The following is a 22,880-nucleotide window of genomic DNA, read 5'->3' as shown; positions in this document are numbered from 1 at the left end:
GATATAAACTGATAATTATAATAATGAATAAAAATAAAGGGTTAGTTGTAGTTATGGTTTGCTTATTAGGTATGTTTTCATGTAAAAACAAGCAAACTGAAAAAGCTTTAGAGGTGGTTGAGGCAACTAAGGAAGTAAGCAACCAAATACCTAGTGAGGATAAAGAAAAATTGATTTCTAATCCTCCAGATGGCATGGTTTGGATTCCAGGCGGTTCCTTTTTACAAGGTGCTGTAGATCAGGATGAAATGGCTATGAGTCATGAAAAACCGCAACACGCTGTTTCTGTTGATGGGTTTTTTATGGATATTACAGAAGTTACCAATGCTGAATTTACAAAGTTTGTTAACGCAACAAATTATGTAACGGTAGCCGAGCGTGAAATTGATTGGGAAGACATGAAAAAACAACTTCCCGAAGGCACGCCAAAACCACATGATAGTATTTTACAACCGGGATCATTAATGTTTAAAAAGACAAAAACCTCATTACCTAATTTATATGATTTCTCACAATGGTGGCGTTGGGTAATTGGGGTAAATTGGAAGCACCCTAGTGGTCCAGATAGTAGTATTGAAGGAAAAGAAAATCATCCGGTAGTACATATAAGTTTTGAAGATGCGCAAGCGTATTGTGAATGGGCTGGCAGACGTTTACCTACTGAGGCAGAATGGGAATATGCCGCAAGAGGTAAAAAAACGAGCGCTATTTATTTTTGGGGAGACGATAGGGCAGAGTTATCTAAGATGGTAAATAGTTGGGAAGGCGAATTTCCAGTAAACAACACCTTGCAAGATGGTTATGAACGAACCGCTCCTGTAAAAACGTATCCACCAAACGATTTTGGCTTATATGATATGGCAGGAAATGTTTGGGAGTTTACAACCGATTGGTATAATATTAATTATTATCAAGAGCTAAAGTCTAGCAATAAAGATATTTTTAACCCGCAAGGAGCCGATAAGGCCTATAATCCAAATATGCCATATACACCCGAAAAGGTAATAAAAGGCGGGTCCTTTTTATGTAGCGATTCGTATTGCGCAAGTTACCGTGTATCTGCTAGAATGGGTACAAGTTTAGACTCATCTGCAGAGCATGTTGGGTTTAGAACGGTTGCTACTCCAAGTATGTTACACTAATAACATTTTTACATATAAAAAAAAGGCTATAACAAATTTGTTATAGCCTTTTGTGCTCAAGGGGAACTCACTAGAAAACCTATGGTTTTAAGGGTGTTTCGGAGGGCGGAGATTTTACTTAAACCGAATTGGTGCCTTTTTTAAAATAGATAAACGCTTTAAGTTGAATTTGATAGGATTTCATTGATTTTAGGTCTAAATATCGGTCAACATAGAGGTGTATTAGGTGTTAATAAGGGTTTATAAAAGCATCTATGTCAGATTTTAGTAGAACCGGATTCGCTCCCTCACTTTGGGCCACCAATGCGCCAACGGCACATGCGTAATCTAAAGCTTCTTGCGGATTTGCTTTATTTAATAATTGGCTAATTAGAGTTCCTAAAAAAGAGTCTCTGGCACCAACAGTGTCAATAACTTTTATAAGAAAACCACTATTATAATACAAGTTGCCATTATAGAGTAAAACGGCGCCATGCGACCCTTTGGTAACACAAATACGTTTTGTGTTTGTTTTTTCTGAAATAAACATAAGGTTTTGCTCTAATGATTTGTATTTTGAACCCATATATTCACTAACCTCATAAAGTTCGTCATCATTAAATTTAATAAAATCAGCTTTATCCATTAAGCGAAATAAAACCTCTTTGGTATAGTAAGGTGTTCTTAAATTTAAATCAAAGATTTTATATTTTGCAAGTTCTATTAGCTCATTTAAAGTGTTTCTAGAATTATCATCTCTTGCCACTAAACTACCAAAAACAAACGCATCCGCATTTTTAACCGCTTTTTTATTTACCTCGGTTAGCCTTATTTTATCCCAAGCTCTTGGGTATTTAATATCGTAAGACGCTGACCCTTGTGTATTAAGCATAACTTTTACTTTACCTGTTTTATACTCTGGATTAACTTGTACACAACTAGTATTTACACCACAATCCTTAAGGTATTGCATAATTTCTGCCCCGCTTTTTCCTTTGCCAATAGCGCTAACCATAGTTACATCATGATTAAATGATTGTAGTCTACTTGCTACGTTTAGAGGCGCTCCCCCTATTTTTTTATGAGTAGGAAATACATCCCATAATACTTCTCCAAAACAAACTATTTTTGACATATTTTTTATTTTAAAATTAAAAAGAGGGGGCCGAATTAAACCCCCTCTTAAATCAAAAACTGATTAATTAAAACTAAACAAATAATCAACCAATTTAAAGACTCAAACTAGTAACTAACTCAAACTAATTACTTTAATTAATATCCAGGGTTTTGGTCATATAACCCCCCTGTAAAATCAATTTCTCTTTGCGGAATAGGGTAGTACTCATCTCTTCCTGCCGTAAATTTTGCGTTAGAAAGAAAATCTTTTCTAGTTTTCTCAACATCCAAATAGGCGTTAAGTACAGGCTCGGCAATTCCCCAACGTACTAAGTCGAAAAATCTAGGGCCTTCCATGCCAAACTCTAAACGTCTTTCAAACATTAAGGCTTTTATACCGTCTTCTTTAGACATTCCCATTGGATATTCTCCAATGTTGTAAACATCTGATGCTCCTGCATCCATTTGTCTTTGTGTGCTAGCGGCTGCTCGTCGTCTAACTTCATTAATCAATCCAATGCCATCATCTACTTGATTCATTTGTATTAAAGCTTCTGCCTTAAATAAAAGAACATCGGCATATCTAATAAACTCTATGTTTTTAGAAGTTCCTACAAACGGTCCTTCTTTAACGTAACATGAGCAGTCTGGAGCTTGTTGCTCTTTCATGTTTCCAAAATAGCCATACACTCCTGGATCTCTAGCCCAACTAAAATTATAAATCATATCACCTGGCTCATTAACGGTATTACGATATTTAAAAGGACGTCCAGGTATTCCAACTGTATGATCAATTCTTGGGTCTAAAGTAATTCCTAGTTCTAAAGGTGTTTCTCCATCATCATTTACTACATCAAAAATATTACTATCATTAAAGGTATCTAATAAAGGTAAGCCTAATGCATTCGTTTTAAAGGCATTTACCATGTTGTGACTTGCTAAGTGGAAACCACAACACCCGTATAAACCTGTTCCGTGAGGAGAGTTTAAACCTGTTACAAAACTTACTCGACCTACTGTTGTTCCATCATTTATAGAAAACTGTGCAGCCCAAATAGATTCTGAACCATTATCAAATCCATCCAAATAATTATTACCGTAATCTGCTTCTAATGCACCAGTAACATCATCTGCATAATCTACCACTTCTTGTAAACGAGACATGTTAATATTGGTAACTTGATGAGTTTCATTTTGCTCGTAAGCTTGATACAATCGTAGTTTAGCTAAATATGCAGCAGCTGCATTTCTATCTGCTCTACCAACTTGGTCTTGTGCTGGTGGCAAATTATTGTATGCAAATAAGAAATCGTCAGCTATAGTGTTCCATAAAGCATCATTATCTAAACGGTTATCAATTTCTAAAATTTCTTCCTGTGATAAACCCTCAGTGATATATGGAATTTTTTTGAATAACGTTTTTAAAACAAAATGAGAGTGAGCTCTTAAGAATCTAAGCTCAGCTTGTCTTGTTGTTTTATCTGCATAATCGGCATCTGGTATCTGGTTGATGACATCCAAAGCAAAATTAGCTCTAGAAATAGCAGCGTAATAGTTTGTCCAGGTTCTTGGTGCCATCCAATCTAAAGGATCATCAGCAACCGTTAAGTTATATTGCTCGTATCTATCCACAACATCAACATCACCACGTCCGCCGCCGCCTTTATAAGCGTCATCAGAACGTACACTTCCATATACCCACATACTAGTTAATGGTCCAACCATATCATCATTAGCAATTCCTGCATAAGCGGCTACCACTAAGGCTTCAGCATTTTCGGCAGTTGCTACATTTTCATTAGATAAAACACCTTCTGGTTCGTATTCTAAAAAATCTTCGGAACAAGCAAACAAAACCAATGTTGCCATAATTCCTGTTATTATTGTTTTTATATATTTTTTCATGTTTACCATTTTTAAAAGTTAATATTAAGTCCTAATGAAAGCGTTGTAGGAACTGGGATTCTATTTACATCTGTACGTTCTGGGTCGGCACCTATATAATCACTTGGAGTAAACCAGAAAAGATTTTCTCCTTGAAAATAAACTCTACAGCTAGTCATTCCACCTAATTTATTTGCTAATTCTTCAGAAAGAGAATAGCCAAATTGAAGGTTTCTTAATTTGAAATAAGAGTTATTTCTAAATAAATAATCAGAAATTCTTGTGTCGTTATTTGCTAGTGTTAAAGATGGAATACTTGAATTCGTGTTGGTTGGTGACCATGCATCTAAAACACCAAGCCCTGCATTTTCTCTACCTTGAACAAAATTATTCCAGAAAATATAAGGGTCTTGTCCTATTCTTCCTGTTACGCCAGAGCCAAACAATGATAAGTCAAAGTTTTTGTAGGCCATGTCAATTCTAATACCATACTCTAGATCTGGTAAGGTGGTTCCTAGGAAATCTCTATCTTCAACACCTATACTACCATTACCATCTAAATCTTTAAATTTAATTCCTCCTGGTCTTCCTGCCGGAACTTGAGTTGGACTAGAATCTACATCTGCTTGACTTTGGAATAATCCATCAGATTTATAACCAAAAATTGAAAATTGTGAGTGACCGATAATAGAATTATCAACAGTTCCAGGAAAAGCAGATACGACTTCTGCAGGTAATTCGGTAATCTCGTCCTTAAATGAGCCAAAGTTAGTTGCCACTGTAAACGATAAACCGTTATCCAATGTTTTAGAATACCCTAGAGATAATTCCCAACCTTTAACTTGGGTAGTTGCTCCATTTAAAGTTCTTAATTGACCTTCACCAATTGCCGATGCAATTGGAGGTATAGTTAAAATATCTGAGGTTTCTCTTGTGAAATAGTCAAAAGACCCAACAACATTATTATTAAATAATGTAAAATCTAGACCTAAGTTAATTTCTTTAGTAGTCTCCCATTTTAACCCAGCATTTGCTGCTTGAATAGATACAAATCCAGAAGGTAAATTACCTGTGTTATTTCCATTTAAATCGTACGCAGTACCAACATTGTAGAATGTATTAAAAAAGAATGTATCTCCTGTTGCTTGTAACTGATTTGCGCCATATCTAGATTCAAATAACCCAAAACGTGCAACATCGCCAATAGTTTGGTTTCCTACTTCTCCGTATCCCGCTCTAAACTTTAATGAATTTACAATGTCATTGTCATTCCAAAACTCTTCATTACTAATTCTCCAACCTACTGTTGCAGCAGGAAAAATACCGTATCTATTTTCTGGTCCAAATCTAGAAGACCCATCACGACGTAAAGTAAAAGAAGCTAAGTACCTGTCGTCGTATCCATAATTAATTTTACCAAACTGAGATAGTAAACGACTTCCTGTTGAAGATCCTGTGTTTGTTCTAGCTCCAGATGCAGCATCTAGTTGAAAGAACGATTCTGACTCTACGGCAAAACCATCTGCTTGAGCTGTAAAATTTTGAGAATCATCTGATATAGATTCTGTTCCTAATAAAACACCAAATTTATGTTTTTCGTTAAGTTCTAATTGGTAGCTTAATGTATTTGTAAAAACCAAACTTGTAAACTTGCTGTTTCCTTGTATTAGTCTATTATTACCTCTTGTAATAAATCCATTATTAACTTTAGTTTCAATATCTCTTCTGTTAAAATCACTATAATCTAAACCTAAACTTGTTCTAAAAGTTAAATTTTCAATAATATCAAATTCACCCCAAATATTTCCAAAGAAAGTTGTTCTGTCGGTGTTGTCCCAACGGTTTAAATATTGCATTAAAACAGGGTTGTTTCTGTCTGAATACCCCGAACCTAAAGGACCAGCAAAATCGCCATTAGCATCATAAACTGGTAAGGTTGGTGCTAAAGTAATAGCTAAACCTGGCGTTGGTGCGCTACCAACATCTGGAGATGCCAATGTTTCATCAGATGTAAACATTTGAGTATTAACACCTACTCTTAACCTATTATTAAATAGATTAAAATTAGAATTTAATTTTGCAGAAATTCTTTCGTAACCCGTGTATTTCAAAATCCCCGTGTTTCTTAAATGTCCGATATTAAGTAAATGAAAAGAATTATCAGTACCTCCAGAAACAGAAATTTCATTGTTATAAACATAACCAGTTTTATAGCTTTCATCTTGCCAATCTGTATCTCCAGCAGGAACGTTGGTGTCGCCTCCTACAAAAGGTTGTACAGTTACTCCGTTTAAAACAGGGTTGTTAAAATCTCCATTCCAATCGAAATTATATATTTCGCCATATCCACTATTGGGATCTGAACCATCATTAACCGAAGCTTGCCACAGTGCTTGTCCTCTTTGTTGGGCATTAAGCATGTCATACCGCTGTTGCTTTTCAGAAAGCACCGAAATATTTGAATTTATGCTTACTTTAAATTTTTCGCCTCCAGCTGCTTTTGCGCTGTTTTTAGTAGTGACAATAATTACACCATTACCAGCACGAGCACCATAAAGAGAGGATGCCGAAGCATCTTTAAGCACTTGTACAGATTCTATAGTACTTGGATTAATACTAGAGAAAACATCTTGCCTTACTGTAGGAACGCCATCAATAACAAATAAAGGATCATTATTACCTAAGGTTGTAGCACCACGAATTAAAATATTGCTACTAGCTCCTGTAGGGTCGCCAGATTTTTCAATAAATACTCCAGGAACTCTTCCTTGTAAACCTTGTATAGCACTACCGGAACTCATGCTAGCACCTTCAGTAGGTCCAAGCTCAACAACGGTGATTGCTCCTGTTACGTCTACCTTTCTTTCTCTTGCATATCCAGTAACAATAATTTCGTCAAGCGAAGCTGCATCTTCAGTTAGCACAACATCAATTACAGAACGTCCATTAATTTGAATTTCTTGAGTTTTATAGCCTACGTAACTAAAAACTAATGTCGCATTTGTATCGATACCATCCAAAACATAGTTTCCGTCAAAATCTGTGGCCGCACCTTGAGTTGTACCACTTACAATTACAGATACACCTGGCAAAGGCATACCATCTTCTAACGAGGTAACAGTTCCTGTAACCTGTGCTTGCACCCATAAGCTCATTAAAGCAAATACAGGTATAAAAAATAGTTGTTTTAATTTCATCATAATTTAATTTAGTTAATACTTAGTTTAGTTAATACTTAGGTTAGTTAAAGTTTAATTGGTGCACTTCAATGTTGTCAAGAATAAATTCTTGATTTTTGGCTTCAAGACTTAATTTTGTATAAGGTGTATTTGGAAAGAAAATTTCGGTTAATACCGTTTCACCATTATCATAAAATAATTCAATTGAAGTTTTGTCTAATAAAATAGTTCCTGATAAATTATTATTAGTTGAAGTTCTTCCAGCTAGAGTTTTTCTATGAGCAAATTTTTCAGAAAAGTTTGTTTTTCCTGATTTTTTTCTATCTATAAAAAACTCTTTTTTTGTGTTATCATACCCAAATAACAATTCCTCTCCTTTTTTGTTAGAGAGCTTAAATGTGTATATGGTTTCTTTTAAGTTTGAAATATTGAATTGAATTTCTGCGCTAGCCAAATCAATAGATGTAGCATCTATAATTTTTGTGTCACCTTTAATTGTTGTATTTTCTTTTTTATATTTCGTACTTCTGTAGTTTGTTAATTCTTCTACCGGGTTAGATAATAATCTATAGCCAGTTTCGTTTTTTTGAAGTTGTACTTTTCTAGCTATAGTCATAGCACTTCTCCAAGTTTCAGTTGGTACTTTCTGAGCGTAATCCCAATTAGACATCCAACCTAACATAAGTTTACTGCCGTCTTTTCTTGTAGCATTAGACCATGTCACACCTGCATAATTATCTCTTCCAAAATCTATCCAGTAATCATGTTTTTTACTAATTGCTGTTTCAAATTCTTCGTCCATAGTAAATGTAGTTCCATCAAAATCTCCTATAAAATATTGGGTAGCACTACCTCCATTTGGGCCGCCAGGATTAATACTTACAAAAAGTACCCATTTAGATTCATCGGTTCCAATAACTGGTAGTTTAAAGAGATCTGGACATTCCCATACACCGCCATGAGCACCAATACCTTGTCCGAATTCTGAAAGTAATTTCCAGTTTTTTAAGTCTTTGGATTCGTAAAACATGATTTTATCTCCAGCAGCAAGAGACATTATCCATTTATTTCTTTCATCATCCCAGGTAACTTTTGGGTCTCTAAAATCTTTTATTGTATTATTATCTATTACCGGATTATTCTCGTATTTAGTAAAGGTTTTACCCTCGTCATTACTGTATGCAATACTTTGGGTTTGTTTCCAATTATCATTTCCATCTAATTTTTTTGAACTGGTATATATGGCAACAATGGGTATTGCTTCATTTACTTCTCCTAAACCAGAACTGTTGCTAAAATCAACTACGGCGCTCCCTGAAAAAATAGTCCCTAATTCATCTGGATAAATGGCTATGGGCTGTTCGGTCCATGAAATCATATCTGTACTTATAGCGTGCCCCCAATGCATTGGGCCCCAAACATTACTATCTGGATGATACTGAAAGTATAAATGATAATATCCATTATAATAGAACATACCATTAGGGTCGTTCATCCAAGCTTTTTTTGGTGTAAAATGAAAGTTAGGGCGGTATAGATCTTCTTCTGAATAATTTTCATTTGTTAATTCATCAACATTTTGATTGGTTTCACTTTTACCTTTACATCCAATAATGAAGGTTAAAACCAAAAACATCAGAACTAAATTTGCTTTTTTTACTGTTTTCATATTGTTTATCTTACTTAATTAGTTTTTTACTTAACTCCTCTAAGGTTATTCCCTTGGTTTCTGGCATCATAAAAATTACAAATAGTAACTGAAACCCCATCATAATTGCAAAGAATAGAAAAACCATGCCCGCTCCTATTGTAGAGAATAATACAGGTACTAAAGAGGGGACAATAGCAGCCAGAATCCAGTGTACCGAACTTCCAAATGATTGCCCAGAACCTCTTAAATGATTCGGGAAAATCTCAGAAATAAATACCCATATTACTGTGCCTTGACCAATAGCATGTGCCGCTATAAACATGAATAGAAAAATGGGCATTACACTGCCTTCCCAGCTAAAAAAGAAGGCGGCAGAAACTAAACTTAATGAGATTATATAGCCAAAAGAACATATGTACATAAGTTGCTTTCGTCCTAATCTATCAATTAAATAAATACCTAAAAGGGTAAATAATAGGTTTGTTATACCTACGCCTATGCTGCTTAAAAGTGCAGAGCTTTCTTCAAGGCCTGCTTCTGCTAAAATTCTAGGAGCATAATAAAGCAGTGCGTTAATTCCTGATAATTGATTGAAAAAGGCAATTAAAAATGCTAGAGTTAATGGGAATCTATACTTCTTTAAGAAGATGTTTTCATTGGGTACCGTATTCTCCATTTCATCCTTAATTTCCATCATCAACTTTTCTGGATTCTGATCTGGATTAATAATTTTTAGGACACCTAAAGCTTCGCTAATTCTAAATTTAGTTAATAACCATCTAGGGCTTTTTGGAACAGTTAATACAAAAAGTGTATAAATAGCTGCGGGAATTGCTTCAACACCTACCATCCATCGCCAAGCATTTTCTCCTATGTTATTTAGCAAGTAATTGGATAGGAAGGCGACAAGGATTCCGAATACTATGTTAAATTGATACAAGCCAACTAGTTTTCCTCGGTCTTTGGCTGGTGCTATTTCAGAGATATACGCTGGAGCTGCTATTGTTGATGCTCCAACTCCTAAACCTCCAATAAACCTAAAAACCGCAAAAGTTATAGGGTCGTTAGCTAGAGCAGAGCCTAGTGCTGAGATTGTATATAAAACACCAATCCATACTAAGGTGCTTTTACGTCCTAATTTATTGGTGGGAATACCACCAAAAAAAGCACCTATTACTGTTCCCCAAAGTGCCATTCCAATTACTACAACGCCATGGAACATATCTGAAGAACCCCATAGTAATTGTAGTTTTTTTTCTGCGCCTGAGATAACTACAGTATCAAATCCAAAAAGGAAACCAGCCAAAGCTGCTGTAATAGACCAAATTAGTATCTTCTTATTCATGTGGTGGTGTTTAGTTAGTTCTAGTATGTGCAAATTACACGGAAAGGCATTTTTGTAGTGTTACATTTGTTTCAATATGTATTGAAATTGTATAGCTAGAATTTAATGATGTATAAATCGTTGTAATACAGCTAGTTGCGTGTATGTGTTTCTGGTGATAAAAAACTAAACTCTAATATTGTTACATAATTATTTCAAAATGGATACTTGTTTAGAAGTTTTTGAAATGAGAATTTGATAAAAATTACCCCTATATTTTGTTATTATCATTAATAACAGCTGTAAAGCTGTTGAATTACATAAAAAAAAGTGCGCTTTGTTTTAATAAAGCATTAAGTTGATAACATAAAAAAATTGAGGAGTATTAAGGTTATTAAGACGCTCTGTAAGCTTTGGGTGAATTATCGAATTTGTTCTTAAAACTTGTAGAAAAGTAATTAGGAGAAGAAAAGCCTGTTGCATAGGCTATTTCTGAAATTGTTAATTGGGTTTCTTGTAGAAGCGTTTTTGCTCTTTCAAGGCGTATATTTTGAATATAATCACTAATAGAAACGCCTAAAATAGCTTTGGTTTTTCGGTATAACTGTACTCTAGAGATGTTTAGTGTATTAGCTAAGTTTTCAACTGAAAATTTAGAATTATCTAAATTTTTGTTTATTATTTTGTTTATATTAGATAAGAACTCCTGTTCTATAGAGCCAAAACTATTATCTGTATTTATTTTGTGGATGTTGTTTACAAAGTAATAACGAAGCTTTTCTCTATTATAAATCACCGTTTTGATAGACTGTTGAAGAACAGCAAAGCTAAACGGTTTGGTTAGATATAAATCTGCGCCAGATTCCAATCCTTTTAAATAGGATTCTTTGTTGTTTAAAGCAGTAAGCATAATTAATGGAATATGAGATGATCTTAAGTCCTTTTTCAAAATTTCACATATTTCAAAACCAGTTTTGTCGGGTAAATTAATATCACAAATAATTATGTCTGGTACTATTTCATAAGCTTTTTCAATACCATCAGTCCCGTCAGACACATGTACGTGATACTCACTTATAAGTTTATTTCTTAAATATTTAATTAAGTCTGAATTATCTTCAATTATAAGTATAGAATATTGTTCTTTATCTTTTAGAGTATCAAGCTCTACAAACTCATTTTCTTCTATATCTGTATTAAAATTTAAAACAGAATTATCTATTAAATCGGGTTCGTAAACAATCTCATCGGAACTTAAATGTGCATTTCCTTTATAGAGTGTTAAAGTAAATTCTGTGCCATGTTTGCTTGATACATCAAGGGTTCCTTTATGCATTTCTACAAATTCTTTTGATAAATGCAAACCAATACCTGAGCTTACTTTGTTGTTGTTTGATGCCTGAAAAAATGCTTTAAAAACACTCTGTAGATCTTTTTTAGGTATGCCAATTCCGCTGTCTTTAAAATAGATTTTTACAAAGTTACTATCAGCTTCATTTACAATTTTAATGTGTATACTCCCATTATCTGGTGTAAACTTAAATGCATTGGATAATAAATTAAAATATACTTTATCCATTAAGTTTCTGTCAATGTATATTTTTAAATTTTCATCGTTAGTTTTAATTAAGAAATCGATATTTCGTTTTTGCGCTTCTCGCTCAAAATCTTTAAAAATTCCAGTTGAAAACTCATAAAGATTGGTTTCTGATGCTTTTAAAATAAATTTTCTGTCTTCAATTTTTCTAAAATCTAGTAGTTGGTTTATTAATCGTAATAGGCGTTTAGAATTATTATAAATCAGCCCGATTTCTCTTAAAAGTTTGTTGTCCTTAATCGTGTTATCTTCACTTAAAGATTCAATTGAAGATAAAATAAGTGTTATTGGTGTTTTAAATTCGTGTGATAACCCTGTAAAGAAATTTGTTTTGGCATTGTTACTTGCTTTTACTTCTTCGGCAAATTTCTTGATTTGATTACGCTGAGTAGTTATTTTTTTATTTTGAATTTCCAGCTTGCGTTTTTTCTTTTTAATGCTATAGGCTGAGTATATACTATAGGTTGCTAAAAGTAAACTTGTAATTAGAAAGCCTAATAGTACCCTTAGTATGTTCTTTTGGGTTGAAAATGTTTCTTCTTGTTTTCTTATTTTTTCTTGTTGTTCTTCTATTTCATTTTGATGTTTATTAATTTTATCATACTGGTTTTTCATTATCTCAGCATTTCTATAATCAATAACAGTCGTGTTTAATATGTTGTTTTTGGAAACGGTTTCATTTCGCAATAGTTTCATGGCAATTTTTATGGCTTCATCACCTCCCGTTGGATATAATATGGTGGCAGCCAACACCCCGTTTTGCACTAACTGAATGCCGTTATTTGGCCCATATAAACCATCAACACCAATAAATTTAATAGATTCCTCAACGCCCTTTGCTTTTGCAATTTTCCAAGTTCTATAGGCAATATCATCATTAAAGGCGTACACAAGGTTAATTGGTTTAATAGGTAACGAATCTAAAATTTGTGGTATTCTATATTCAATATCTTCATCGTTAATTGTGTATTCAACAGATATATTGGGTTCATTATTTATAATTTCATGAAACCCTAAATGACGTTCTATAACAGGTGAAGAATTATCACTTCCGCTAATTTCTAAAATCTTGGATTGTTTTTCATTTAAAGACGCAATATAATTGGCGGCATTGCGACCAACATCTAGGTTATTGGCACCAATAAATGCTGTGAATTTTTGGGAATTAATTTTTCGGTCAATAATAATGACTGGAATACCCTTATCATAAGCTTTTTCAATTACTGAAACTAATGGTTCTGGTCTTAATGGAGAAACTATAATCACATCAAACCCATTGTTTATCATAGATTCAATATGCAATTTTTGAAGTTCGATATCCTCGTTAGCCTGGAAAATAGTTAAGTCAATTTCTTCATTCAATGAAGCTTCAACTTCCATTTCATAATCCATGGCTTTTCTCCAATCATCTTTACTAATACACTGAGAAAAACCAATTTTGTGTTTTTTAGTTTCTCCGGTATTGGAACACCCAAAAATCACAAATAAACATATAAGAATAATTGATTTTAGAGTATTGGATTTAAGAATCTCCATAATTTATTAAGGTATTGGCAATAGTTTTAGAAACACAACTAGAACTTAAATATTAAACCAGTTTAGAGTGAAGTAGTTCTTGAGCTTAAATATACTAAAATTTTAACAAATAAAAATTGATTTAATGTGCTGAAAATCAGGTAATTAGAACGAATTTAATGTTGGGGTAAAATAAAATATGTGAAATCAATTAAGTCTCTTTTATATGGTGCTAAATAAAATAAAAAAACCCGCAAATAGTTGATTTACAGGTTTTTGTGTAATTTTATGATTATCTAGTACTCAAGGCGGGAATTGAAACCCTTAAATATGGTTGGTTGATTAACCCCAGTATAATAACGATTTGTGCTGTTAAATGTATATTTACAAAGGTTTTAAAGGTTTTTGTGAAATCTATAGTAATTTAATATTGTTTAAATCGGTTGACTAAATGCTGACTAATGGTTGACTAGTATCTGTATAATTAATATATTTGAGTGTTCAAATATTCTACATTATGGCAACTATTAAATTTTTACTTCAAAGTAAGTCTGACAATGCACCAATTTACTTAAGATTGTCTGTTAATCGAAAATTAGTAATTAAACGTAAAACGGGTTTATTTATAAATCCTAAAAATTGGAGTTTAGATAAATCACTACCAAAGCAAACAAGTGTTATTAATAAAAATCTTTCTACTGATTTAAAAGATTTGTCAAATGGCATAATTAAAAGGCTTAATGATGCAAATGCTAATGGTATTTCAATAAATGGTAATTGGTTGCAAGATGCTATTGATTTACATTTTAAACGTATAACCGAATACAAACAAAGTGATTTATTAACCGATGCTATTCAAGATATTATTGATAATGCAGAGGTTCGTAAAAACGCAAAAAAAGAACTCGGTTTGTCTAAAAGCCGAATTAACGCGTATAATTCTTTATTAAGTAAAATACTAGAATATCAAGGCAACCAGTCAATAAAAGTAAAGGAGGTTAATGTAAAATTCGCAAAAGACTTTTTAAAATATTTACTTAAAACAAAAGGTTATCAAAAAAGTACTGCCTTAAAAATTATTGCAGACTTGAAAACGGTTTGTTATGATGCAGATATAAATGGTATTGAAGTAAATGCCCAACTTAAAAGGATTGAAAGTACAAAGCCTAGTAATGATAATATTATTTATTTAACCCCCTCAGAACTCGAAAAAATAGAAAAAACGGAGTTATTATCGGATGCACTTAAAAACGCTAGAAAATGGCTTTTATTAGGTTGTAATATAGGGCAACGAGTAAGTGATTTATTGAAAATTGATAAAAGTAATTTTATAATCTTAGATGGTTTAGAAGTAATTGAACTTATTCAACAGAAGACAGGTAAAAAAGTTACGATACCAGTATTAGGTACAACAAGAAAAATTTTAGCAAATGGATTGCCTTATAAAATTTCAAGTCAAAAATTCAATAAGCATATTAAAGAGATTTGTAAACTTGCTGAGATTGACGAATTGATAAAAGGAAAAAAACTTAAAGTCTTAGAAAAGGGCAAAGGCAACAAACTAAAAAGAAAAATTGAGGGGGTTTATCCTAAACATGAATTAGTCGGTTCTCACGTTTGCAGACGCTCGTTTGCATCGAACTTATATGGAAAACTGCCAACGGCATTAATAATGCAAATAACGGCTCATAGTACCGAAAAAATGCTACTTAACTACATTGGTAAAGATAGTTTAGATTATGCCCAACAAATTGCAGATTATTACAAGTTACAGGTGCAAAAAGAGAAAAAAGAAACCAATCTAACAATAGTTAAAAAAGCTTCAAATCAAATTTAATTGAAAAAACAATTAAGAGGTTTCACAAAAGAAACCATAATAATAGTAGTAAAGCCAAGAAACATCTAGGTATCTAAAGTTGCGAAAAACAATACAAAACACTAGTAGTCAAGGCGTTAAATCGTGTTTAAATCTTTTACTTTCAATGGTTTTGTTCAAAACAATTGAAAAGTCAAATGGTAATTTAAAGTTTTGTCTGTTAAATCATATTAAATTTGTTTCAATAAAAAAAGGCAAAAGACTACCAATGTAAAATCTAATGCCCTTTGTAATGTAGGAGTTACAAAAGTACAAAAATTTACGGTAGTTCTTAAGTCTATTTAATAATCTTAAAATTATCGGAAATGAAACAAATTCAATTTGTACAAGTAACACCTGAACAACTTCAGAACGCTATTATTGAGGGCGTAAAAACTCAACTACAAGACCTTAAAAAGCATTTTCAACCCAAAGAGCCTAACGAGTATTTAACCCGAGTTGAAGTTGCCAAATTGCTTAAAATCGACCTTTCGAGTGTTCATAATTGGACTAAAAAAGAAATACTAACTTCTTATCAAATTGGTGGTCGCGTATATTATAAGCGCGCTGAGGTTGAAAATGCAATTGTTCAACTTAAAAAGTAGGTTTTAGTATGGCAACGATTAAACCTATTACTCACATTTTTTCAGAAATTAATGTGGGTAAATATAAGTGCGTTAAACATTACGAACTTACAGAAGTAATTAACGGAACTACTCAGTTTTCTGAACTAATAAACATTAGTAAAAATCAGCATTTTGCAAAGTCAATGCCTGTATATTGGTTTAAAGAAAGAAACGGTAACAAGTGGCAAAAGTTTTGTACTACTGGTCTTTTTAAAAGTGGCTTAACAAACATCTTTAAAGGTGATAAAGACCATAAAAAACACCTCATCGTTTTTAAATTTTCAGAAAATGCCAAAATTTTAAAGGCATACTTCTTTAAAGACTTTTATACAAAGGACTTAAGCAACGTTTTACAAACAATCAACCTCTAACATTGGAACAAAAAAGAGAGCCTTTAAAACGGCTCTCTTTTGATTTGTTCAAATGGTATTACGGCAACGTATTACCTATATCCAAATATAAGCATTTTAAAGGAAACCTCCTTCATATAATTATACTCATATAAGTATTAAAAATTAATACCAACCTAAAGAAATTGACTCAATTAGATACAATAGAATTTACAACTAAAACCGACTTTCTACAAAGTAGGGATTTGAAAAAATTCAATGTATCTAAAATTATTAAGCCTAATAAATTAAAAATTAAAAACTATACATTAATCGATCGAAGATTAGGCGTAAACAAAATAACTATTAATAAAACTTTTGGAACAATTAAAATAAATGTTAGTAGTAAGATTTTAAAAGACAATTATGCCAAAGGCATAAATATAAATACATTAGAACAATTACAATATGAAATAAATAATTCTGGTATTGAATTACATAAAGATTTTATTAATGACTGTCAAGTAATTAAGGCTGATGTAAAAAACGATTTGAAACTGAATAGTAGTGTAGATGATTATATTAACTCTCTTAATCAATTAATTGCACCGAAATTTACAAAAACTAAATACGATACTGGTATTGTCTTCAATGAAAAAATTAAAGCACAACCAATTAGGCTTACTGGTTATTCAAAAGAATATGAATTAAAACAAAACAAAAAATTCTATAGAGAATTGCCACACCTTTTAAATTTTTTCGATAATGTATTGAGATTGGAAAGCAGGCTACCAACAAAAGCCACAGTAAGTAAATATTTTAAAAGTAATAACTTAATTGAAATTCTAAATGCATCAAATATAAACTACCATATTTTAGATAAGGTAATAGACAAACAAACAAACTTTAAACCCTATATTAACACGAAGAAAATGACTAATAGTGAGGAAAAGAACTTTGCTCAAATATTTTATTTAAATGACTATTATAATGGTGATTTTGAAAACATTATGAAACACATTAAAAGCAAATTAGGTAAAAACACTAAAGCGACTTATCAAAGAAATATAGTAAGGAAATATTTATCTATGATAAACAATGCAGATAGTGATTACAATATTGAAAGGATTAAGGAGGTAAGACAGGCATTAAAAAGTAATTAATATTCATTTATTAAAAGAATCACTTCATCAAAATAGTCCTTTGAAAATTTACTTTTATTTAACTCGTACCCCCCCCCTTAGACAAAATAACACTTTAGTAGTTTAACACCGCACAATAATTTTTTTGAAACCTTGAAAATAAACAATAATTTTGTAAGTATTTGAATTTCAGTTTTTTAAATATTCTTAATTATTAAAACACACATAAATACACATAAAAAACATTAAAGTCTAAGAAAGGTGTAGAAGTAAATAAATTAAGCCTCAACTTATAATTATAGTTTTTTTCTTACTGCAAATAATATTACCTTTATTGTAAATTACAATAAACATGAGAGTTATAGCATTTTTTTTACTGATTAGTTTTTGTTCATATAGTCAAGATTTTAAAGATGAATTTGGTGTTTTTCATTATAAAGATATTGTCGAGGTTGATAAAAGTAAGGATGACATAAGAAAGATAATCAATAAGGCAGTAGCAATTAATTTCAAGGACTCTAATCATGTTGTCAAATTAGATACTGAAAATAATTTAATCGTAAAGTCTAACCTTAATACAAGAAAGGGGTTACTTGATTTTATAATGGACATTGAATACAAAGAAGGGAAGTATAAAATAGAATTTTATCAATTTCCGATAATAAAAACTGATTATAATTTAGATTCACCAATTGTGGATTCAACCACTTTCACAAAGGAGTTTTTAAGAAAAATTTGCGCAAATAAAATTGAGCAATCTAGAGAATCAATCAAAAAAATAATGACTAAGAGACTTGAGAGAGAGAGTTACTTTAATACAATGTACAAAAGGACAAAAAAAGAAGTTTCTTTGGTATATAGTCATGTTAAGCTTACAGTATCTGATTTAGCAAGTAAGATTAAGAATGAGGTGTTAAAAAAAGAAGTGAGCGACTGGTAAAGGTTAATGTTTGATATTATTAACAATCTTAAACCGATTCAGTTAACTGATTTTTACTGATTAATTATTTTATTCTGTAAGATTGATTAATCAATGTTTTTCAATAATTTTTATTTACTAGAATTAAAAGTAAACCAATACGCGCGCGCGCAAATGTTCAATTCTGTAAAGTGTTATTAGTTGAAGATAGTATTCTTTAGAACTCAGAATGTACACGCAATAAAAGTTTTTAATTAATGGAAAATGATTTTAAGAAATACAAACATAAACAGGATAAGCCATATTGGTATATAATAGAAAACTTAAAGTTTGGGTTTATATTACTAGTTTTTGGTTTTGTTGGTTATGGAGTATATAAACTTATTACGTGGATATTTTCATAAATTATGACACTATACGAGTTTAATATATTAGAACTAAACGAACGTATGAAAGCCGTAAACCAAAACGGTATATTTTTAGATAATCATGTTACAGAAAGAGAAAAATGCAACTTATATGCAATAGGGCTGTTTTTTGTAGAGGTGGTTTATAATTCTAAAAACAACGTCATTTCTGAAATAAGAAGTTTTAAAACTGGTGAATTACTAAATAAATATACTTTTGATTTTAGCAAAGGACTTTAAATTAAAATCCTTTTGAGGATTGCAAGTTTTATTAATTTTATATCTTTGAAATATGTAAGTATTTCTTACAAGTAATTATTCTAATAAATGAGTAAAACAATAATTTTTTCTGTTTATAGATATCAAATTCTGCCTATTTCAAATAATTTACAAACGAGAATTGATTTTAATTTCAATTCAATAGATGAGTTAATAAGTGAAAAGAATAATATTTTTAGAGAAGTTATTCTTAATCCTAAAACCAAATTTAGAGGAAAAGGATATAATGTGTTATCAAAATTTGAAGAGTCCTTTGATGATACATATTTTCTTAGAATGGGTGTTGAAAAAAAAGTAAATATTAGGGATAAAGACTTTGTCTCAAAAACAGAAAATGATTATCCAAACTCATTAGTTTATATCGACAATGCAAATGATAAACAATACTTATTAATAGAACATCAATCAGATGCTTTTTATAAGACTAGTGTTTTAAAAAATATTATAGAAAAGTCCATGCAGAATTACCTATATGAATACGGCCTAAGTGTTTATATTTCTAAAGTAACTTCAATTTCTGATTTTTGGGAAACAATTATGGAATACAAAGGGAGAATTAAATCTTTAAGATTTAATTTTATTAGGCCAAATATGAGTAATATATCAGGTAAAGCTGTTGAGGCAATAAAAATCCTTAAAAATGAATCTAACAGTCATAAAACTTTATTAGAACTTAATGCGCCTAAGAACGGAGTTTTAGAAAATTTAACCCCTGATAATCAAGACATAGAGGGTTTGGCAGAATATTGTTCTGATGGAGGAGGTACACCATCTATTAAAATCACTGGAGTCAGAAAAAGAATTAAAACGAATAAAAAAGAAATTACAATTGAATTAGACGAAGTTAATTTTAACAATCAACCATTGAAAAAAGTGCATAAATTTTTGGATTTATTTTTAAACAATTTAGATGACTAATACTATTAAAACATTATTTGCCAGTTTTGGTATTGCCACTTTATTGATAGCATTAGAGTATTTTTTAAAAAGTTCGTTTCTTTCAATATTTTTAAAAGATAATTTAGTAGGGTTGTTATTGACTTTACTTGCAATAAATACGGCTACTAGTACCGTTATCTCATCTAAATTAGAAGATATATCAGAACGAACAGGTGCGAATTTTGAAGATGTTATTAAAGAGGTCAGAGGCTCATTGATTGAGCAAATAGTTCTTATAGGTTTATCAGTTGTCTTATTAATTGTTTTGCATAGTAAATTGCTGGACTTAGGTACTTATTACATTGATATTATAATTAATATATTTTTAACTACTATTTTGGTGTATGCTATTGACATATTAAGAGATACAGGAGTTGCAATTTTTAATATAGTTATAGAATTAAATAGAAAGAGTTGATAAGAATTAAAATTTTATTGCTTATTTAAAAATTCAATATCAGATTTTATTTGGTGTGCTAATTCGGATGCAGAACTTAAGGCTAAAAGGATTTTTTTATTACCTAGCGTAATGTAAATTTTATTAGTGCTTGTATATGAAACCTCGATAACTTCTTCAAAATTTTCATTTTCTGTTTTAATTCCCTTGATTATGGTTTTTTTTGACATAATAATATATTTTAATGCTTAGTTTGATGCACTCATAGTTTTGATAAGCATTTTTAAGTTTGAATTTACTTTAGAAAGATATAAATATCTAGCAATCTACTAAAATGTAAATGAAAATTGTTTTTACATTGTTGTAAGAATAAAACAGTCTTTTTTTTCAAATAGTTGACTAAATGTTGACTAAATATAAAAAACAAAAACCGTAAAACTTTAACAATAAAGTAATTACGGTTTTTTAAAGTACTCAAGGCGGGAATCGAACCCGCACTCCGAAGAATCGGATTTTGAATCCGACGTGTCTACCAATTCCACCACTTGAGCAGTAATAGGACTGCAAAAATATAGTTTTTTTCGATATTATGTGCAAAAATACTAGTCATTATACATTTTAGATTAAAATAAATGCATAAATTTGCACCTCGTTAAAAATCAGCTAGTGTTTCCGCACTCTAAAACAACAAGTTAACTATGCCAATTGTAATTACAGAAGCCAAAATTTTTGCATGTACACAAAGTAAAGTACTAGGTGAAAAAATAGCCAAAGCATTTGGTGCTGAATTAGGTAATGTTATAACATCAACATATAGTGATGGTGAGTTTCAGCCTTCTTATGAAGAATCTATTCGAGGAACTCGTATTTTTATTATAGGTTCTACCAATCCTGGGCCAGAAAATTTAATGGAAATGTTGTTAATGATTGATGCGGCAAAACGAGCATCAGCAAGACATATTACTGCTGTGTTGCCTTATTTTGGTTGGGCAAGACAAGATAGAAAAGATAAGCCTCGTGTGCCTATTGCAGCAAAATTAGTTGCAAAAATGATAGAAGCGGCAGGTGCTACACGTATTATTACCATGGATTTACATGCAGATCAAATTCAAGGATTTTTCGAAAAACCTGTAGATCATTTATTTGCATCAACAATCTTTTTGCCTTATTTACAAAGCCTTAATTTGGATAATTTAACAATTGCATCACCAGATATGGGAGGTTCTAAAAGAGCTTATGCCTATTCTAAAGCCTTAAAAAGCGATGTTGTAATTTGTTATAAGCAACGCGCCAAAGCCAATGTCATTTCACACATGGAACTTATTGGTAATGTAGAAGGGAAGAATGTGGTATTAGTTGATGATATGGTTGATACAGCCGGAACATTAACAAAAGCAGCCGATTTAATGATGGAACGTGGTGCACTTAGTGTAAGAGCAATTTGTACACATCCTATTTTATCTGGTAAAGCTTACGATAACATTAACAATTCAAAATTAGAAGAACTTATAGTAACAGACTCTATTCCTGTAAAACCCTTAAGTAATAAAGTAAAGGTTTTAAGTTGTGCCGATTTATTTGCACAGGTTATGGAGAAAGTACATAATAACCAATCTATTAGTTCAAAATTTGTAATGTAACATTGCCGCAAAATCAAAGATTCACAATTTCAATTGAAATGAAATCAATGAGTATAGCGCCATAAACAAGAATATTAATTATTAAATTTAAATATAGAAAATGAAATCAATTACAATTAACGGATCTCAAAGAGAAAGCGTGGGCAAAAAAGCAACAAAAGCCTTACGTAATGCTGGTCAGGTTCCTTGCGTATTATACGGAGGAGATAAGCCAGTGCATTTCTCTGCACCAGAATTAGCTTTCTCTAAACTTGTATACACGCCTAATGCGCATACAGTTGTGATTAATTTAGAAAGTGGTGAGGTATTAAAAGCAGTACTTCAAGACATTCAATTTCACCCAGTAACAGACAGAATCTTACACGTAGATTTCTATCAGTTATTTGATGATAAAGAAATAGCTTTAGATATTCCTGTTCAACTTGTAGGTAACTCTAGAGGTGTTAAAAACGGTGGTGTTTTAAGAAGAAACAACCGTAAACTTCGTATTAAAGCTTTACCAGCTAACTTACCAGATTTTATAGAGATTGATATTACACCTCTTAAAATTGGAGATAAAGTTGCTATTGGCGATTTACCAAGTGGAGATTACACATTCTTACATTCAGATAATACAGTAGTATGTCAAGTAAGAACATCTAGAACAGCTGTTTTAGATGATGAGGATGATGAAGAAGAAGGAGCAGAAGGAGCAGAAGCACCAGCAGAAGCAGCTCAAGAATAAACATATTCTCAATAAAATAATAAAAGCATTCTGGATTTATTCAGGATGCTTTTTTATTGTTATTAATAAAGCCTATAAGTTTTGGGCGTTACCGCAAGGGTCGGGCTATTCAATACAAGTCCGCGCTCCTCCTACGTCGGGCTGTGGGCTTTCCTTTACTATCCTTAACGCGGTTAATTTGTTGAGTATAGTAAATATTGAAGGCTTCTTAACAGGACCATTACAAACTGTATAGT

Annotated in this window: 18 protein-coding genes and 1 tRNA gene; 11 read left to right on the top strand and 8 right to left on the bottom strand. The window is 31.6% G+C overall.

Annotation, left to right across the window (positions count from 1 at the left end; all coding sequences use genetic code 11):
- The first annotated feature begins 23 nt into the window (after positions 1-23).
- Positions 24-1,142 (top strand): formylglycine-generating enzyme family protein, encoded by a 1,119-nt coding sequence (locus ABJM36_RS14720; RefSeq protein ID WP_348452261.1) that lies wholly within the window; start codon positions 24-26, stop codon positions 1,140-1,142.
- Positions 1,143-1,371: 229 nt separating this feature from the next.
- Here ABJM36_RS14720 and ABJM36_RS14715 read toward each other — a convergent pair whose 3' ends face one another.
- The 6 genes from ABJM36_RS14715 to ABJM36_RS14690 all read right to left on the bottom strand — a co-directional run bounded on the left by ABJM36_RS14715 (position 1,372) and on the right by ABJM36_RS14690 (position 13,408).
- Positions 1,372-2,256, bottom strand: coding sequence for a carbohydrate kinase (locus ABJM36_RS14715; RefSeq protein ID WP_348452260.1), 885 nt, complete (start codon positions 2,254-2,256; stop codon positions 1,372-1,374).
- Positions 2,257-2,393: 137 nt separating this feature from the next.
- Entirely contained in the window at positions 2,394-4,142 is a 1,749-nt protein-coding gene (locus tag ABJM36_RS14710) for a RagB/SusD family nutrient uptake outer membrane protein (RefSeq protein WP_348452259.1), read from the bottom strand.
- Between the two features lie 11 nt (positions 4,143-4,153).
- Entirely contained in the window at positions 4,154-7,321 is a 3,168-nt protein-coding gene (locus ABJM36_RS14705; RefSeq protein WP_348452258.1) for a TonB-dependent receptor, read from the bottom strand.
- 40 nt (positions 7,322-7,361) lie between these two features.
- Positions 7,362-8,969 carry a glycoside hydrolase family 32 protein gene (locus tag ABJM36_RS14700; RefSeq protein ID WP_348452257.1) on the bottom strand — a complete coding sequence of 536 codons (1,608 nt, stop codon included), beginning with the start codon at positions 8,967-8,969 and terminating at the stop codon, positions 7,362-7,364.
- Between the two features lie 10 nt (positions 8,970-8,979).
- On the bottom strand, positions 8,980-10,323 hold the full coding sequence (locus ABJM36_RS14695) for a sugar porter family MFS transporter (protein WP_348452268.1): 1,344 nt from the start codon (positions 10,321-10,323) through the stop codon (positions 8,980-8,982).
- Positions 10,324-10,669: 346 nt separating this feature from the next.
- Positions 10,670-13,408, bottom strand: a complete 2,739-nt coding sequence (locus tag ABJM36_RS14690) for a substrate-binding domain-containing protein (protein ID WP_348452256.1) — start codon at positions 13,406-13,408, stop codon at positions 10,670-10,672.
- Between the two features lie 496 nt (positions 13,409-13,904).
- Between ABJM36_RS14690 and ABJM36_RS14685 the strand changes: the two genes are divergently transcribed.
- The 8 genes from ABJM36_RS14685 to ABJM36_RS14650 all read left to right on the top strand — a co-directional run bounded on the left by ABJM36_RS14685 (position 13,905) and on the right by ABJM36_RS14650 (position 20,301).
- Entirely contained in the window at positions 13,905-15,224 is a 1,320-nt protein-coding gene (locus ABJM36_RS14685; protein WP_348452255.1) for a phage integrase SAM-like domain-containing protein, read from the top strand.
- A 344-nt stretch (positions 15,225-15,568) separates the two neighbouring features.
- Positions 15,569-15,847: a helix-turn-helix domain-containing protein gene (locus ABJM36_RS14680; protein WP_348452254.1), complete on the top strand. Its 279-nt coding sequence runs from the start codon at positions 15,569-15,571 to the stop codon at positions 15,845-15,847.
- An 8-nt stretch (positions 15,848-15,855) separates the two neighbouring features.
- Entirely contained in the window at positions 15,856-16,239 is a 384-nt protein-coding gene (locus tag ABJM36_RS14675; protein WP_348452253.1) for a hypothetical protein, read from the top strand.
- 224 nt (positions 16,240-16,463) lie between these two features.
- Positions 16,464-17,360, top strand: coding sequence for a phage/plasmid replication protein (locus ABJM36_RS14670; RefSeq protein WP_348452252.1), 897 nt, complete (start codon positions 16,464-16,466; stop codon positions 17,358-17,360).
- A 331-nt stretch (positions 17,361-17,691) separates the two neighbouring features.
- Entirely contained in the window at positions 17,692-18,279 is a 588-nt protein-coding gene (locus ABJM36_RS14665; RefSeq protein ID WP_348452251.1) for a hypothetical protein, read from the top strand.
- Positions 18,280-18,665: 386 nt separating this feature from the next.
- Entirely contained in the window at positions 18,666-18,905 is a 240-nt protein-coding gene (locus ABJM36_RS14660; protein WP_348452250.1) for a hypothetical protein, read from the top strand.
- Between the two features lie 87 nt (positions 18,906-18,992).
- Positions 18,993-19,862 (top strand): hypothetical protein, encoded by an 870-nt coding sequence (locus ABJM36_RS14655; RefSeq protein WP_348452249.1) that lies wholly within the window; start codon positions 18,993-18,995, stop codon positions 19,860-19,862.
- On the top strand, positions 19,855-20,301 hold the full coding sequence (locus ABJM36_RS14650) for a hypothetical protein (protein ID WP_348452248.1): 447 nt from the start codon (positions 19,855-19,857) through the stop codon (positions 20,299-20,301). Before ABJM36_RS14655 ends, ABJM36_RS14650 begins: the two co-directional genes overlap by 8 nt.
- Before the next feature lie 14 nt (positions 20,302-20,315).
- On the opposite strand, the gene ABJM36_RS14645 is transcribed toward ABJM36_RS14650, so the two are convergent.
- The gene (locus tag ABJM36_RS14645) at positions 20,316-20,510 is read right to left on the bottom strand and encodes a hypothetical protein (protein ID WP_348452247.1); all 195 of its coding nucleotides are present in this window, start codon (positions 20,508-20,510) and stop codon (positions 20,316-20,318) included.
- Positions 20,511-20,751: 241 nt separating this feature from the next.
- Positions 20,752-20,831: transfer RNA gene (locus tag ABJM36_RS14640), tRNA-Leu, on the bottom strand.
- 147 nt (positions 20,832-20,978) lie between these two features.
- Between ABJM36_RS14640 and ABJM36_RS14635 the strand changes: the two genes are divergently transcribed.
- Both ABJM36_RS14635 and ABJM36_RS14630 read left to right on the top strand, forming a co-directional pair.
- A complete protein-coding gene (locus ABJM36_RS14635; RefSeq protein ID WP_348452246.1) occupies positions 20,979-21,920 on the top strand; it encodes a ribose-phosphate pyrophosphokinase in 942 nt (313 codons plus the stop codon).
- Between the two features lie 100 nt (positions 21,921-22,020).
- Entirely contained in the window at positions 22,021-22,644 is a 624-nt protein-coding gene (locus ABJM36_RS14630) for a 50S ribosomal protein L25/general stress protein Ctc (RefSeq protein WP_348452245.1), read from the top strand.
- Positions 22,645-22,880 lie beyond the last annotated feature (236 nt).

The organism is Algibacter sp. (assembly GCF_039977455.1).
GTDB lineage: Bacteria > Bacteroidota > Bacteroidia > Flavobacteriales > Flavobacteriaceae > Algibacter_B.
Note: the sequence above shows the minus strand (reverse complement) of the source record. Positions and strands in the feature narration are given on the sequence as shown.

Excerpts from the sequence above, each read along its gene's own strand:
- ABJM36_RS14650 (WP_348452248.1), top strand. The coding sequence starts at position 19,855 with ATGACTAATACTATTAAAACATTATTTGCCAGTTTTGGTATTGCCACT.
- ABJM36_RS14685 (WP_348452255.1), top strand. The coding sequence starts at position 13,905 with ATGGCAACTATTAAATTTTTACTTCAAAGTAAGTCTGACAATGCACCA.
- ABJM36_RS14700 (WP_348452257.1), bottom strand. The coding sequence starts at position 8,969 with ATGAAAACAGTAAAAAAAGCAAATTTAGTTCTGATGTTTTTGGTTTTA.
- ABJM36_RS14635 (WP_348452246.1), top strand. The coding sequence starts at position 20,979 with ATGCCAATTGTAATTACAGAAGCCAAAATTTTTGCATGTACACAAAGT.
- ABJM36_RS14645 (WP_348452247.1), bottom strand. The coding sequence starts at position 20,510 with ATGTCAAAAAAAACCATAATCAAGGGAATTAAAACAGAAAATGAAAAT.
- ABJM36_RS14630 (WP_348452245.1), top strand. The coding sequence starts at position 22,021 with ATGAAATCAATTACAATTAACGGATCTCAAAGAGAAAGCGTGGGCAAA.
- ABJM36_RS14665 (WP_348452251.1), top strand. The coding sequence starts at position 17,692 with ATGAGAGTTATAGCATTTTTTTTACTGATTAGTTTTTGTTCATATAGT.
- ABJM36_RS14680 (WP_348452254.1), top strand. The coding sequence starts at position 15,569 with ATGAAACAAATTCAATTTGTACAAGTAACACCTGAACAACTTCAGAAC.
- ABJM36_RS14660 (WP_348452250.1), top strand. The coding sequence starts at position 18,666 with ATGACACTATACGAGTTTAATATATTAGAACTAAACGAACGTATGAAA.
- ABJM36_RS14715 (WP_348452260.1), bottom strand. The coding sequence starts at position 2,256 with ATGTCAAAAATAGTTTGTTTTGGAGAAGTATTATGGGATGTATTTCCT.
- ABJM36_RS14675 (WP_348452253.1), top strand. The coding sequence starts at position 15,856 with ATGGCAACGATTAAACCTATTACTCACATTTTTTCAGAAATTAATGTG.
- ABJM36_RS14690 (WP_348452256.1), bottom strand. The coding sequence starts at position 13,408 with ATGGAGATTCTTAAATCCAATACTCTAAAATCAATTATTCTTATATGT.
- ABJM36_RS14720 (WP_348452261.1), top strand. The coding sequence starts at position 24 with ATGAATAAAAATAAAGGGTTAGTTGTAGTTATGGTTTGCTTATTAGGT.
- ABJM36_RS14710 (WP_348452259.1), bottom strand. The coding sequence starts at position 4,142 with ATGAAAAAATATATAAAAACAATAATAACAGGAATTATGGCAACATTG.
- ABJM36_RS14705 (WP_348452258.1), bottom strand. The coding sequence starts at position 7,321 with ATGATGAAATTAAAACAACTATTTTTTATACCTGTATTTGCTTTAATG.
- ABJM36_RS14655 (WP_348452249.1), top strand. The coding sequence starts at position 18,993 with ATGAGTAAAACAATAATTTTTTCTGTTTATAGATATCAAATTCTGCCT.